12 protein-coding genes and 1 riboswitch are annotated in these 13,271 nt (G+C 70.3%); of the genes, 8 read left to right on the forward strand and 4 right to left on the reverse strand.

What is annotated here, in order from left to right:
• Positions 1–78: 78 nt before the first annotated feature.
• A complete protein-coding gene (gene nagA, locus ACH47Z_RS23605; RefSeq protein WP_399076722.1) occupies positions 79–1,221 on the reverse strand; it encodes an N-acetylglucosamine-6-phosphate deacetylase in 1,143 nt (380 codons plus the stop codon).
• Positions 1,221–2,165: an ROK family protein gene (locus ACH47Z_RS23610; RefSeq protein ID WP_399077030.1), complete on the reverse strand. Its 945-nt coding sequence runs from the start codon at positions 2,163–2,165 to the stop codon at positions 1,221–1,223. Before ACH47Z_RS23610 ends, nagA begins: the two co-directional genes overlap by 1 nt.
• A 141-nt stretch (positions 2,166–2,306) precedes the next feature.
• On the opposite strand from ACH47Z_RS23610, the gene ACH47Z_RS23615 reads away from it, so the two are divergent.
• The 3 genes from ACH47Z_RS23615 (at position 2,307) to otsB (ending at position 4,744) form a co-directional block, all read left to right on the forward strand.
• Entirely contained in the window at positions 2,307–3,569 is a 1,263-nt protein-coding gene (locus tag ACH47Z_RS23615; RefSeq protein ID WP_399077032.1) for an ABC transporter substrate-binding protein, read from the forward strand.
• 40 nt (positions 3,570–3,609) lie between these two features.
• Complete coding sequence (locus tag ACH47Z_RS23620) at positions 3,610–3,843, forward strand: DUF3263 domain-containing protein (protein ID WP_399076724.1); 234 nt, start codon at positions 3,610–3,612, stop codon at positions 3,841–3,843.
• Between the two features lie 67 nt (positions 3,844–3,910).
• Positions 3,911–4,744 carry a trehalose-phosphatase gene (otsB, locus tag ACH47Z_RS23625; protein ID WP_399076726.1) on the forward strand — a complete coding sequence of 278 codons (834 nt, stop codon included), beginning with the start codon at positions 3,911–3,913 and terminating at the stop codon, positions 4,742–4,744.
• Here otsB and ACH47Z_RS23630 read toward each other — a convergent pair.
• Both ACH47Z_RS23630 and ACH47Z_RS23635 read right to left on the reverse strand, forming a co-directional pair.
• Positions 4,732–6,138 carry a trehalose-6-phosphate synthase gene (locus ACH47Z_RS23630; RefSeq protein WP_399077034.1) on the reverse strand — a complete coding sequence of 469 codons (1,407 nt, stop codon included), beginning with the start codon at positions 6,136–6,138 and terminating at the stop codon, positions 4,732–4,734. The two genes, otsB and ACH47Z_RS23630, sit on opposite strands and share 13 nt — an antisense overlap.
• A 294-nt stretch (positions 6,139–6,432) precedes the next feature.
• Positions 6,433–7,377 carry a glucosyl-3-phosphoglycerate synthase gene (locus ACH47Z_RS23635; protein WP_399077036.1) on the reverse strand — a complete coding sequence of 315 codons (945 nt, stop codon included), beginning with the start codon at positions 7,375–7,377 and terminating at the stop codon, positions 6,433–6,435.
• A gap of 171 nt (positions 7,378–7,548) precedes the next feature.
• Positions 7,549–7,696, forward strand: a riboswitch (SAM riboswitch).
• 17 nt (positions 7,697–7,713) lie between these two features.
• Here ACH47Z_RS23635 and thrC point away from each other — a divergent pair.
• From thrC to ACH47Z_RS23660, 5 genes are all read left to right on the forward strand, one after another.
• Positions 7,714–8,997 carry a threonine synthase gene (gene thrC, locus ACH47Z_RS23640; RefSeq protein ID WP_399076728.1) on the forward strand — a complete coding sequence of 428 codons (1,284 nt, stop codon included), beginning with the start codon at positions 7,714–7,716 and terminating at the stop codon, positions 8,995–8,997.
• Positions 8,994–9,272, forward strand: coding sequence for a MoaD/ThiS family protein (locus ACH47Z_RS23645; protein WP_399076730.1), 279 nt, complete (start codon positions 8,994–8,996; stop codon positions 9,270–9,272). The genes thrC and ACH47Z_RS23645 overlap by 4 nt, the downstream gene beginning before the upstream one ends.
• 453 nt (positions 9,273–9,725) lie before the next feature.
• Positions 9,726–9,929: a cold-shock protein gene (locus ACH47Z_RS23650; RefSeq protein ID WP_004929928.1), complete on the forward strand. Its 204-nt coding sequence runs from the start codon at positions 9,726–9,728 to the stop codon at positions 9,927–9,929.
• Positions 9,930–10,242: 313 nt separating this feature from the next.
• Positions 10,243–11,865 (forward strand): chaperonin GroEL, encoded by a 1,623-nt coding sequence (groL, locus tag ACH47Z_RS23655; RefSeq protein WP_399076733.1) that lies wholly within the window; start codon positions 10,243–10,245, stop codon positions 11,863–11,865.
• Between the two features lie 218 nt (positions 11,866–12,083).
• On the forward strand, positions 12,084–13,211 hold the full coding sequence (locus ACH47Z_RS23660; protein ID WP_399076735.1) for an NADH:flavin oxidoreductase: 1,128 nt from the start codon (positions 12,084–12,086) through the stop codon (positions 13,209–13,211).
• The last annotated feature ends 60 nt before the right edge of the window (positions 13,212–13,271 follow it).

Consider the following 13,271-nt stretch of genomic DNA (forward strand, 5'->3'; position numbering starts at 1 on the left):
CGGGGCCACGATCATGCCAAAGAGACGGCGGCCGGCCCAGTCATGGGCAGGCCACCGTCACCGGAGAAGTCGGACGGATCAGGCCAGTTGGGGTGCTACGACCCACTCGCCGCGCCGCATCACACCCTTCAGGTCGAAGTCCGCGTCGAGTACGACGAGATCCGCGTCCTTGCCGGGTTCCAGCGAGCCGATGCGGTCGGACAGGCCGAGCAGGCGGGCCGGGTTGACGGACAGGGCCCGTACGGCGTCTTCCACGGACAGCCGGTCGATGGTCACCGCCCGCTTGAACGCGCGGTCCAGGGTCAGCGTGGAGCCCGCGATCGAACCGCCCTCCACCAGCCGGGCCACCCCCTCGCTGACCTCGACCTCCAGCGGGCCGAGCATGTAGCGGCCGTCGCCGATGCCGGCCGCGTCCATCGCGTCCGTGATGAACGCGACCCGGTCCGCGCCCGCGTGATGGAACGCCAGCTCCAGCGCGGCCGGGTGCAGATGCGTACCGTCGTTGATCAGCTCGACCGTGACCCGCTCGTCCTCCAGCAGGGCCGTGATCGGGCCGGGGGCGCGGTGGCCCAGCGGGGGCATCGCGTTGAAGAGGTGGGTGGCGACCGTGGCGCCCGCGTCGATCGCCTCGACCGTCTGCTCGTACGTCGCGTCCGTGTGCCCGATCGCCGCGATCACGCCGTGCTCGGCGAGCAGCCGTACGGAGTCGATGCCGCCCGGCAGCTCGGTGGCGAGGGTGACCATCGTGGCCCTGCCGCGCGCGGCGTCGATCAGCTTGCGGACCTCGGCCGGGTCCGGGTCGCGCAGCAGCTCCTCGGAGTGCGCGCCCTTGCGGCACGGCGAGATGAACGGCCCCTCGAAGTGGATCCCGGCGATCTCACCCTGCTCGGCCAGCTCGCTCAGCAGCCCGGCCTGGCGCACCAGCAGATCCATCTCGTCGGTCACCGTGGAGGCGACGAGGGTGGTGGTGCCGTGCAGGCGGTGCGTGCGGGTGGCTTTCAGGATGTCGTCCAGGGTGCCGGAGAAGGAGGCTCCGCCGCCGCCGTGGTTGTGGATGTCCACGAAGCCCGGCACCAGCCAGTGGCCGGTGAGGTCGAGCCTCTGGGCACTCTCGGCCGCCGTGGCCGTGATCTTCGTACCCTCGACGGACACGCGCCCGTCGTCCACGACTCCGCCGGGCAGCACCACCCGAGCACCTGTGAGAACCAAACGGGGAGCCATCAGGCGCTTACCTCCGGAGTCGTAGAAGTGGTCGTCAGCAGGTCCTGCGCGAGCAGCCCCGCGCCCAGGCAGCCCGCCGTGTCGCCGAGGGCGGCGGGGACGATGGCCGGGAGTCTCTGGAAGGTGACCCGGCGCCGGACGGCGTCGCGCAGCGGTGAGAACAACACTTCCCCCGCCTCGGCCAGACCGCCACCGATGATCAGCGTGCGCGGGTCCAGCAGGGTGAGCGCGGTGACCAGACCGTCGGCGAGGGCGTCCACCGCCTCCTGCCAGACCCGGACGGCGTTCGGGTCACCGGACGCGACGGCCCTGGCGCAGTCGGCCGCGTCCGCGTCCGGGTCCCCGCAGGCCGCCGCCCAGGCCGCGCTGACGGCGGACGCGGAGGCGTACCGCTCCAGGCAGCCGGCCTGTCCGCAGGGGCAGGGCGTGCCGGACGGCCGTACGACGACGTGGCCGATCTCGCCCGCGAAGCCGTGCGCGCCCGCCTCCACCCGGCCGTCGATGCCGATGGCGCCGGCGATCCCGGTGCCGAGCGGCACGAACAGGAAGCGGTCGGCGCCCCTGCCCGCGCCGATCCGGCCCTCGGCGAGTCCGCCGGTGCGCACGTCGTGGCCGAGGGCGACGGGGACGCCGAGCCGTTCGGCGAGCAGGGCGCGCAGGGGTACGTCCCGCCAGCCGAGGTTGGCCGCGTAGGAGGCGATGCCCCGCTCCTCGTCGACGATGCCGGGGACCGCGAGGCCGGCGGCGAGCGCGGGCGCGCCGTACCGCTCGACGCCGTACGCGCGCAGCTCGGCGGCGAAGTCGAGGATCGCCGCGACCACCGCGTCCGGTCCGCGCTCCCGGCCGGTGGCGCGGCGGGCGCGGTGGAGCAACGCGCCGTCGTCGCCGACGAGGGCGGCCTTCATCCCGGTACCGCCCACGTCCAGGGCGATGACATGTCTCACCACGGCACTAGTGTGGCCCTCGCACCCGGGAGAGGTCTAGTCCACTCACGTGGTGTAGACCTTATGTGTCCACATATTGAACGGTCAGACAGCAGGGTTGGGGCGTTGAGGGTGCGTCGGGGTACGGCAGGAACGGTCGCGATAGTGTCTGCCATGGGCATGACAGCGCTCCTGGGTGGCTGCGGGAGCACGGGGTCGTCCGACGTGACCCTGAGACTCGTCGCCGCCGACTACGGCGACTCGCCCGCCACCAGCTCGAAGAAGTACTGGGACAGCGTTGTCAGCGCGTACGAGTCCCAGCACTCCGGGGTGAAGGTCGAGGTCAGCGTCTACTCCTGGAACGACGTCGACGCCAAGGTCAAGCAGATGGTCGCCGACGGGAAGGCGCCCGACCTGGCCCAGATCGGCGCCTACGCCGACTACGCGGCCGACGAGCTGCTCTACCCGGCCTCCGACCTGCTCTCCATCCGCACCCAGGCCGACTTCCTGTCCCAGCTGTCCGACGCGGGCCAGTGGAACCACACGCAGTACGGCATCCCCTTCGCCGCCTCCACGCGCGTCCTCTTCTACAACAAGACCCTGTTCGCCAAGGCCGGCATCACCCCGCCCACCACCTGGGACGAGCTGGCCTCCGACGCCAGGGCGCTCCGGGACAAGGGCGTGAAGTACCCCTTCGCGCTGCCGCTCGGGCCGGAGGAGGCGCAGGCGGAGACCATGCAGTGGCTGCTGAGCGGCGCCGGCGCGGGCACCGGCGGCAACGGCTACACCGACGACGTCGGCACCTACACGATCGACTCCGCGCAGAACGTCGACACCTTCACCTGGCTCAAGGACGACCTGGTCGGCAAGGGCCTGACCGGACCGGTCGAGCCCGGCAAGCTCAACCGCGCGGACGCCTTCGCCGCGTTCGCCGACGGGCAGGTCGGCATGCTCAACGGGCATCCCACGCTGATCCAGCAGGCCGAGAAGAAGGGCGTGCAGTTCGGCATGGTGCCGATGCCGGGGCGCACCGGTACGGCCCGGGCCTCGATGGGCGTCGCCGACTGGATGATGGGCTTCAAGCAGAACGGCCACGCCAAGCAGATCGGCGACTTCCTGAACTTCGTCTACAGCGAGAAGAACGTCCTGTCCTTCTCCCGCGCCTACGGCCTCCTGCCGGTCACGGGCTCCGCGTCGACGGCGATGAGCGAGTCCGACGCGGCCCCCGACAAGGCCCTGCACCCCTTCCTGGATCAGCTGCCCACCTCCGAGCTGTATCCGGTCGGCAAGACCTCCTGGGCGGCGGTCAGCGCGGCCGTGAAGCAGAACATCGGCCAGGCCGTCGCCCCCGGCGGCAACCCCTCCGGCGTCCTCACCCGCCTCCAGGCCACGGCCACGGCGGCGGACAGCAGCGCGAAGAACTGAGCCGGCCCGGCTGTCCGTGCCCGGCGTTACGGTGACTTCCATGGAACTCGCGGAACTGGGCACCCGGGAAAAGTCGATCCTCGCCCTGGAACGCCGGAGCTTCACGGGCCCCGGCGCGAAGGAGAGAGCGATACGCGAGGAGCTCGGCCTGGCCCCGGTCCGCTACTACCAGCTCCTGAACGCGCTCCTGGACGACCAGCGGGCCCTGGCCCACGACCCGGTGACGGTGAACCGCCTCCGCAGGGTGCGAGAGTCCCACCGCGAGAACCGCTGACGGGGAAACGGGGTCCAGAGGCGGAGCCCCAGGAGTGATACCGACCCGCGCTGGATACTGTCCGGGTATGGACCCTCTGCCGACCCCGGTCACCCCAGCCGGCCGGGACGGACTCGCCGCCCTGCTCGCGCAGCCACGCACCGCGATCGTCGGACTGGACTTCGACGGCACGCTGGCCCCCATCGTCGCCGACCCCGAACAGGCCCGCGCCCACCCCGACGCCGTACCGGCCCTCGCCGAACTCGCGCCCAAGGTGGCCTCCGTCGCCGTGATCACCGGCAGGCCGGCCGGTGTCGCGGTCCGCTACGGCGGCTTCGCCGGTGTCCCCGGTCTGGACCACCTCACCGTCCTCGGCCACTACGGCGCCGAACGCTGGGACGCGGCCACCGGCACCGTCACCGCCCCACCCCCGCACCCCGGCGTCGCCGCCGCCCGCGCGGAGCTGCCGGGCGTGCTGGACCGCGCCGGTGCCTGGCCCGGCACCTGGATCGAGGAGAAGGGCCGGGCGGTCGCGGTGCACACCCGCCGCGCCGCCGACCCCGAGGCCGCCTTCGAGGCCCTGCGCGGCCCCCTCACCGACCTCGCCGCCCGCCACGGCCTGATCGTCGAGCCCGGCCGCCTGGTCCTGGAACTGCGCCCACCCGGCATGGACAAGGGCGTCGCCCTCAGCGAGTACGTCCACAAGGTCGGCGCCGGCTCCGTCCTCTACGCCGGCGACGACCTCGGCGACCTCCCCGCCTACGCCGCCGTGGAGAAACTCCGCTCCGACGGCATCCCCGGCCTCCTGGTCTGCAGCGGCAGCACGGAGGTCACGGAACTGGCCGAGCGCGCGGACGTGGTGGTCGACGGCCCCGCCGGCGTCGTACGACTGCTGCGCGCCCTCGCCGGTCAGCTGGACTGAAGCTCCCTGAGCGCCTCCAGCTGGTCCAGGAACCACTGGGCGGGGGGAAGCGCGGTGGCCGCCGCCGCCAGCTGCTTGCTGCGGTCCGCCCGCTCCTCCGGCCGTAGCGACAGCGCCTCGTGCAGGGCCCGCGCGGTCTCCAGCACGTCGTAGGGGTTCACCGTGAACGCGTGGGTGCGCAGCTCCTCGTACGCCCCCGCCTCCCGGGACAGCACCAGCGCACAGCCCTGGTCGGAGACGACCGGGATCTCCTTGGCGACCAGGTTCATGCCGTCCCGGATCGGGTTGACCAGGGCCACGTCGGCGAGCCGGTACGCGGCGAGCGAGCGTGCGAAGTCGTCCTTCACATGGAGTACGACGGGGTTCCAACCGGGCGTGCCGTAGGCCGAGTTGATCTCCTCCGCCACCCGCCGCACCGCCGCCGTGTAGTCCCGGTAGACCGCCAGATCCTGCCGGGACGGGTACGCGAACGCCACATGGACGACCTTCTCGCGCCACTCGGGGTGGTCGTCCAGCAGCTGCCGGTACGCCAGCAGCCCGCGCACGATGTTCTTCGACAGCTCGGTGCGGTCGACCCGGACGACGGCCTTGCGCTCCTCGCCGATCTCCTTCCGCAGCACCGCCATCCACTCGTCCACGTCCGGCTGGTGCGCGCGGGTCCGCAGGAAGTCGGCGTCGGCGCCGAGCCCGTGCACCCCGATCGCCGTACCCGAGACGCTGTCCGGCCCCAGCACCGCCTCGCAGCACGCCGTGAACGCGTCCGCCCAGCGGTGGGTCAGGAAGGCCGCCCGGTCCGCGCCCAGCATGCCGTTCAGCAGTGCGGCCGCGATGTCGTCGGGCAGGAGGCGGAAGTAGTCCGGCGGCGCCCACGGGGTGTGCGAGAAGTGGCCGATCAGCAGGTCGGGGCGGAGTTCGCGGAGCATCCCGGGCACCAGGCACAGGTGGTAGTCCTGCACCAGCACCGCCGCCCCCTCGGCCGCCTCTTCGGCCAGCGCCTCGGCGAACGCCCGGTTGTACGCCTCGTACGACGCCCACTGCCGCCGGAACCCGGCGTCGAAGACCGGTTCCAGCGGGGTCTGGTACAGCATGTGGTGGACGAACCAGAGCACGGAGTTGGCGATGCCGTTGTACGCGTCGGCGTGCACGGCCGCGTCGATGTCCAGCATCCGCACCCGCTGCCCGCCGGTGTCCCCGCCCGGCAGCAGCCCGCCGCCGGCCCGCCGTACGGCCTCCCGGTCGCCGTCGCCGAGCGCCGCGCACACCCATACGGCATTGGTGTCCGGCCCGATGGCCGACAGCCCCGAGACCAGCCCGCCGCCGCCCCGCTTGGCGCGCAGCGCCCCGCCCTCGCGCACCTCGTACGAAACCGGGCCGCGGTTGGACGCGACCAGCACCTCAGCACCGCCGGTGGAAGCCATGGTCCTCAACCTAGGGCCTGCCCGGCGGATCTTGCCAGAGACGCGAGGCCTGGCACGCACATCTGCCGCGTTGTCGTCGGTCGTCGACGCTCCGCGTCGACTCCCTCCTCCGCCTTGCAGCTGCACGCACCAGCCCCCGCTCACCTGCGCCGATAAGGAACCCTTGGTTTCCTCTGGCCAGATCCGCCGGGCAGGCCCTAGCCCGGCCCGGAAACGCTCAAACGTACGGCCACGCCCGACGCCCCCGCCGTATACGACGTCCCGGCGAAGTCAGGCCACCCTGCGCTCGGCGTACTCCGCGATCTCCACCATCGGCGGCCGTTCCTCCGTGTCGACCGAGTACGTGCGCGGCTCGAAACCGTCCTCGCCCCGCTCGAACTGGGTCAGGGAAGGCCGGATCAGATGGCCCCGGGCCAGCCGCAGCTGGGCGGTGCGGTAGATCGCGGCGGCCATCCGGCCCAGCGCCTGCCCGTCCTGGTGCCGGTGCTTGCGCACGCCCACGTCCACCTGGGCGAGGGCGTCCAGGCCCGCCAGGTGCAGCGCGTCCACCAGCATGCCCAGCTCCACGCCGTACCCGACGGGGAAGGGGAGCTGTTCCAGCAGGCTGCGCCGGGCCGCGTACTCGCCGCCCAGCGGCTGCACGAAACCGGCCAGCTGCGGCCAGTGCATGTTCAGCAGCGGGCGGGCCATCAGCTCGGTGACCCGGCCGCCCTGCCCGGCGGCACCCGCGAGCGGGCGGTCGTACATGGCCTTCACCAGCGCGACCTCGGGGTCGGTGAGGAGCGGGCCGACGATGCCCGAGACGAAGTCGGCGGAGAAGTCCCGCAGGTCGGCGTCGATGAAGCAGACGATGTCCCCGCCGGTGACCAGGAGCGAGCGCCACAGCACCTCGCCCTTGCCCGGGACGGCCGGAACGCGCGGCAGGATCGCGTCGCGGTGGACGACCCGCGCGCCCGCCGCGGCGGCGACCTCGGAGGTGCGGTCGGTGGAGCCGGAGTCCACGACGACGATCTCGTCGACGAGCGGGACCCGCTCCATCAGGTCGTGCCGGATGACCGTGACGATGTCGCCGACGGTCTCCTCCTCGTTGAGCGCGGGCAGGACGACGCTGATCGTCTGGCCCGTGCGCTGCTTGGCGGCCAGGAGTCGGGGGAGCGGGCGATCGGTCACGGACCAGGAGCGGGTGGCCAGCCAGCGCTCGACTTCTTCCAGCACGGTCTGCGGCTCCTCACTGTTCGTGATCACAGGTGGTGTCTGTGTGATCCATCTCGCGGTTCGGACGACTATCTCAACTGTCCTGGCCTTCGGTTACAGTCTTGAACAACGCCGATGACCATCGCATGTCGGGGGTCGCGCGCGTCCACAACCGCTCACACAACCGCATACCGCTCATCCAGAGGGGCAGAGGGACACGGCCCGATGAAGCCCCGGCAACCCTCCAGTCGGTTCTTGTCACGTTGACGTGGCGAGGCTCCCGGCTAGGGAAGGTGCCAAATCCGTCTCACGGCGAGATGCGTCGTGAGGAAGATGAGGAGAAAGGGCCTCGCCTCCATGGCTGTGCAGACAGTTGCAAGCACCTCCACTCCCACCGTAGACCTCGGTCCGGCCGCGGCCCTGAGCTGTCGCGAGTGCGGTCACCGTGTCCCGCTCGGCCCGGTCTTCGCGTGCGAGGAGTGTTTCGGCCCGCTGGAGATCGCCTACGACTTCTCCGCCTACGGCACCGAAGAGCTGCGCAGGCGGATCGAGGCCGGCCCCGCGAACATCTGGCGGTACGCCCCCCTGCTGCCCGTCCCGGCCGACGTCGCCGACAAGCCGAACATCAACCCCGGCTGGACCAAGCTCGTCAAGGCCGACAACCTCGCCCGTGAACTCGGCGTCACCGGCGGCCTGTTCGTCAAGGACGACTCCGGCAACCCGACGCACTCCTTCAAGGACCGGGTCGTCGCCCAGGCCCTGGAGGCCGCCCGCGCCTTCGGCTTCACCACCCTCTCCTGCTCCTCCACGGGCAACCTGGCCGGTGCCGTCGGCGCCGCCGCCGCCCGCGCCGGCCTGCGCTCCTGCGTGTTCATTCCGCACGACCTGGAGCAGGGCAAGGTCGTCATGGCCGCGGTCTACGGCGGCGAGCTGGTCGGCATCGAGGGCAACTACGACGACGTCAACCGCTTCTGCTCCGAACTGATCGGCGACCCGGCCGGCGAGGGCTGGGGCTTCGTCAACGTCAACCTGCGGCCGTACTACGCCGAGGGCTCCAAGACCCTCGCGTACGAGGTCTGCGAGCAGCTCGGCTGGCGGCTGCCGGACCAGATCGTGGTCCCGATCGCCTCCGGCTCCCAGCTCACGAAGATCGACAAGGGTCTGCAGGAGCTGATCAAGCTCGGACTGGTCGAGGACCGTCCGTACAAGATCTTCGGTGCGCAGGCCGAGGGCTGCTCGCCGGTGTCGACCGCCTTCAAGGCCGGTCACGACGTCGTACGGCCCCAGAAGCCGAACACCATCGCCAAGTCCCTGGCCATCGGCAACCCGGCCGACGGGCCGTACGTCCTGGACATCGCGCGCCGTACGGGTGGTGCGGTGGAGGACGTGACCGACGAGCAGGTCGTGGACGCGATCAAGCTGCTGGCCCGCACCGAGGGCATCTTCGCCGAGACGGCGGGTGGCGTGACGGTCGGCGTGACGCGCAAGCTGATCGAGAACGGCGTCCTCGACCCGTCGCTCACCACGGTCGTCCTCAACACCGGCGACGGCCTGAAGACCCTCGACGCGGTGGCCGGCACGGGGCTCACCGCCACCATCCGTCCGACCCTGGACTCCTTCCGAGAGGCTGGCCTCGCATGAGCGTGACCGTTCGCATCCCCACCATCCTGCGCACCTACACCGGCGGTCAGGCCGAGGTCGCCGCCGAGGGCGCGACCCTCGCCGAGGTCATCGGGGACCTGGAGAAGAACCACACCGGTATCGCCGCCCGCGTCCTGGACGACCAGGGCAAGCTGCGCCGGTTCGTGAACGTCTACGTCAATGACGACGACGTGCGCTTCGAGCAGGGCCTGGAGACGGCCACGCCCGACGGCGCGGGTGTCTCCATCATTCCCGCGGTGGCCGGCGGCTGCTGATCGAGCTGACCGGATGACCGGTCATTACCTTCGGTAATCCGGGTTACTGATTGTTCATCGAATGGCCCCTTCCGTGAGAGAAACGGAGGGGGCCATTCTGTGTGATTGAGCGCGGTAGAGTTGGGGAACTCGCGCCGGACCTGCGGGTCGCAGGTCCCGGATTTCACGCCGCGGGCCCGATAAGAAGTAGCCAAAGTATGCGGGCTATATGCGGCTTTCGTACCTCTTTGTACGGCCCGACTTGCCCTGAATCCGGCCGAATTCTAGGCAGATTCCGGACCGGGGTCGTCCAGATTTCTCGTCCGATTGACCTGTTGCAGACGGCAGTTGGACAGATACATTCAGCCGCGGTCGACGCGTTCCGGCGCACGCCCCCGACCGATGGGGGGTGAGGTCTGACCCGGGTCCGCGAAGTGTGGATCTGTGCAAGGGCCAGTAATAGGGGAGTTAGGCATGGCTCAGGGCACCGTCAAGTGGTTCAACGCGGAGAAGGGGTACGGCTTCATCGCGGTCGACGGTGGTGCGGACGTCTTCGTCCATTACAGCGCCATTCAGATGGACGGCTACCGCACCCTGGAAGAGGGGCAGCGGGTGGAGTTCGAGATCTCGCAGGGCCAGAAGGGCCCGCAGGCCGACATGGTTCGCCTCAGCGCCTGAACGTTTCTTGTCCGAAGGGCCTGCACCTCGCGAGGGGTGCGGGCCCTTCGTCGTACCCACGCCGTGCTCGGGTCACCCGGCTGTTCGCGCGCGGCTGACGGCCCCCGCCGAGGGCCGAGAGGCGCTTGCACTCGCCACCCCCGAGTGCTAATCATTGGCGTTAGCACTCTGAAGGTGAGAGTGACAAAGAAGGACCGGGTCGGTGAGGTCCGCAGGCCACGTGGGGCAAGGAACCACAGGCCGGCGAGCCGTCCGTCGCGGGCGCGGGCGCGGTCCGAAGGAATCACCCCCAGTCCTGGAGGGACCACTTCACATGGCCAAGATCATCGCGTTCGACGAGGAGGCGCGGCGCGGCCTCGAGCGCGGCATGAACCAGCTCGCGGACGCCGTGAAGGTGACGCTCGGCCCCAAGGGCCGCAACGTCGTCCTCGAGAAGAAGTGGGGCGCCCCCACGATCACCAACGATGGTGTCTCCATCGCCAAGGAGATCGAGCTCGAGGACCCGTACGAGAAGATCGGCGCCGAGCTGGTCAAGGAAGTCGCGAAGAAGACGGACGACGTCGCCGGTGACGGCACGACGACCGCGACCGTCCTGGCCCAGGCCCTGGTCAAGGAGGGTCTGCGCAACGTAGCCGCCGGCGCCAACCCGATGGCCCTCAAGCGGGGTATCGAGAAGGCCGTCGAGGCCGTCTCCGCCGCCCTGCTGGAGCAGGCGAAGGACGTCGAGACCAAGGAGCAGATCGCCTCCACCGCGTCCATCTCCGCCGCCGACACCCAGATCGGCGAGCTGATCGCCGAGGCCATGGACAAGGTCGGCAAGGAAGGCGTCATCACCGTCGAGGAGTCGCAGACCTTCGGTCTCGAGCTCGAGCTCACCGAGGGCATGCGCTTCGACAAGGGCTACATCTCGGCGTACTTCGCCACCGACATGGAGCGTATGGAGGCCGTCCTCGACGACCCGTACATCCTGATCGCCAACTCCAAGATCTCCTCGGTCAAGGACCTGCTCCCGCTGCTGGAGAAGGTCATGCAGTCGGGCAAGCCGCTGCTGATCATCGCCGAGGACGTCGAGGGTGAGGCCCTGTCGACCCTGGTCGTCAACAAGATCCGCGGCACCTTCAAGTCCGTCGCCGTCAAGGCCCCGGGCTTCGGCGACCGCCGCAAGGCGATGCTGAACGACATCGCCATCCTCACCGGTGGCGAGGTCATCTCCGAGGAGGTCGGTCTCAAGCTCGAGAACACCTCCCTGGACCTGCTGGGCACGGCCCGCAAGGTCGTCATCACCAAGGACGAGACCACCATCGTCGACGGTGCCGGCTCCTCCGAGCAGGTCGCGGGCCGGGTGAACCAGATCCGCGCCGAGATCGAGAACAGCGACTCGGACTACGACCGCGAGAAGCTGCAGGAGCGCCTGGCGAAGCTCGCCGGCGGTGTCGCGGTCATCAAGGCCGGTGCCGCCACCGAGGTGGAGCTCAAGGAGCGCAAGCACCGCATCGAGGACGCCGTCCGCAACGCCAAGGCGGCCGTCGAGGAGGGCATCGTCGCCGGTGGTGGCGTGGCCCTGCTGCAGGCCTCCCAGGTCTTCGAGAAGCTGGAGCTCGAGGGTGACGAGGCGACCGGCGCCAACGCCGTGAAGCTCGCGCTGGAGGCCCCGCTGAAGCAGATCGCCGTCAACGGTGGTCTCGAGGGCGGCGTCGTCGTGGAGAAGGTGCGCAACCTGGCCGTCGGCCACGGTCTGAACGCCGCCACGGGTGAGTACGTCGACATGATCGCCGAGGGCATCATCGACCCGGCGAAGGTGACCCGTTCCGCCCTGCAGAACGCCGCCTCCATCGCCGCGCTGTTCCTCACCACCGAGGCCGTCATCGCCGACAAGCCGGAGAAGGCCGCCGCGGCCGCTCCGGGCGGCATGCCGGGCGGTGACATGGACTTCTGAGCCTGATCGACAAGGCTCGGTTTTCCCACCGAGGGCGGCACACCCAGCTTCTGGCTGGGGGTGCCGCCCTCGGGCGTATCCGGGCCATGTCCTGGGTCACACAGACGGCGGACCGCGGTCCGGAATGTGGGCCGGCGCGTAGGTGGTTACTTAAGGAGCTGCAACAATGCGTGCACACATACCGACCGGTTAACCCCGTTGTCCATGAGGAGCCCCACGTGACCGCCACGCCGACCCCCGCCTCCCGCGCGGCCCAGATACTCTCCCGCCCGATCGCGCTCAACGGCCTCACCGTGCCGAACCGGATCGTGATGGCGCCGATGACCCGGATGTTCTCTCCCGGCGGCATCCCCGGCGAGGACGTGCGGTCGTACTACGCGCGCCGTGCCGCCGCCGGGGTCGGCCTGATCGTCACCGAGGGCACCTACGTGGGCCACGACTCGGCCGGCCAGAGCGACCGCGTGCCCCGCTTCCACGGCGAGGAGCAGCTGGCGGGCTGGGCGAAGGTCGCCGAGGACGTGCACAAGGCAGGCGGCACGATCGTCCCGCAGCTGTGGCACATCGGCATGGTCCGCAAGGACGGCGAGGCGCCCTTCCCGGACGCCCCCGCCGTCGGCCCCTCCGGTCTGGTCACCGCGGGCGCCGAGCCCACCGGCAAGGCCATGACGCAGAAGGACCTGGACGACGTCATCGGCGCATTCGCCGAGGCCGCTGCCGCCGCCGAGCGCATCGGCTTCGACGGCGTGGAGATCCACGGCGCCCACGGCTACCTCCTCGACCAGTTCCTGTGGGAGGGCACCAACCGTCGTACCGACGCCTACGGTGGCGACCTGGTGGCCCGGACGAAGTTCTCCGCCGAGATCGTCGCGGCCGTGCGTGAGGCCGTCTCCGCCGAGTTCCCCGTCATCTTCCGCTACTCGCAGTGGAAGCAGCAGGACTACACCGCCCGCCTCGCCGAGACCCCGGAGGAGCTGGACGCCATCCTGACCCCGCTCGCCGCGGCCGGTGTCGACGTCTTCCACGCCTCCACCCGCCGTTACTGGCTGCCGGAGTTCGAGGGCTCGGACCTGAACCTGGCCGGCTGGACGAAGAAGATCACCGGCAAGCAGGTCATCACGGTCGGCTCGGTCGGCCTCGACGGCGAGTTCCTGGGCGCCTTCCAGGGCCAGGGCTCCGAGGTCAAGGGCATCGACAACCTCCTCGACCGGCTGGAGGCCGACGAGTTCGACATGGTCGCCGTCGGCCGCGCGCTGCTCCAGGACCCGGAGTGGGCGGCCAAGGTGCTCGCCGACCGTTTCGACGAGCTGAAGCCGTACGACGCTGCGTCGCTGAAGACCCTCAGCTGACGGCTCGGTTCGGGCACTTGTGATCGTCCTCGTCCGTTCTGCTGATGACCAGTCAGGGCA

This window comes from Streptomyces sp. NPDC020192 (assembly GCF_044388685.1).
Classification (GTDB): domain Bacteria; phylum Actinomycetota; class Actinomycetes; order Streptomycetales; family Streptomycetaceae; genus Streptomyces.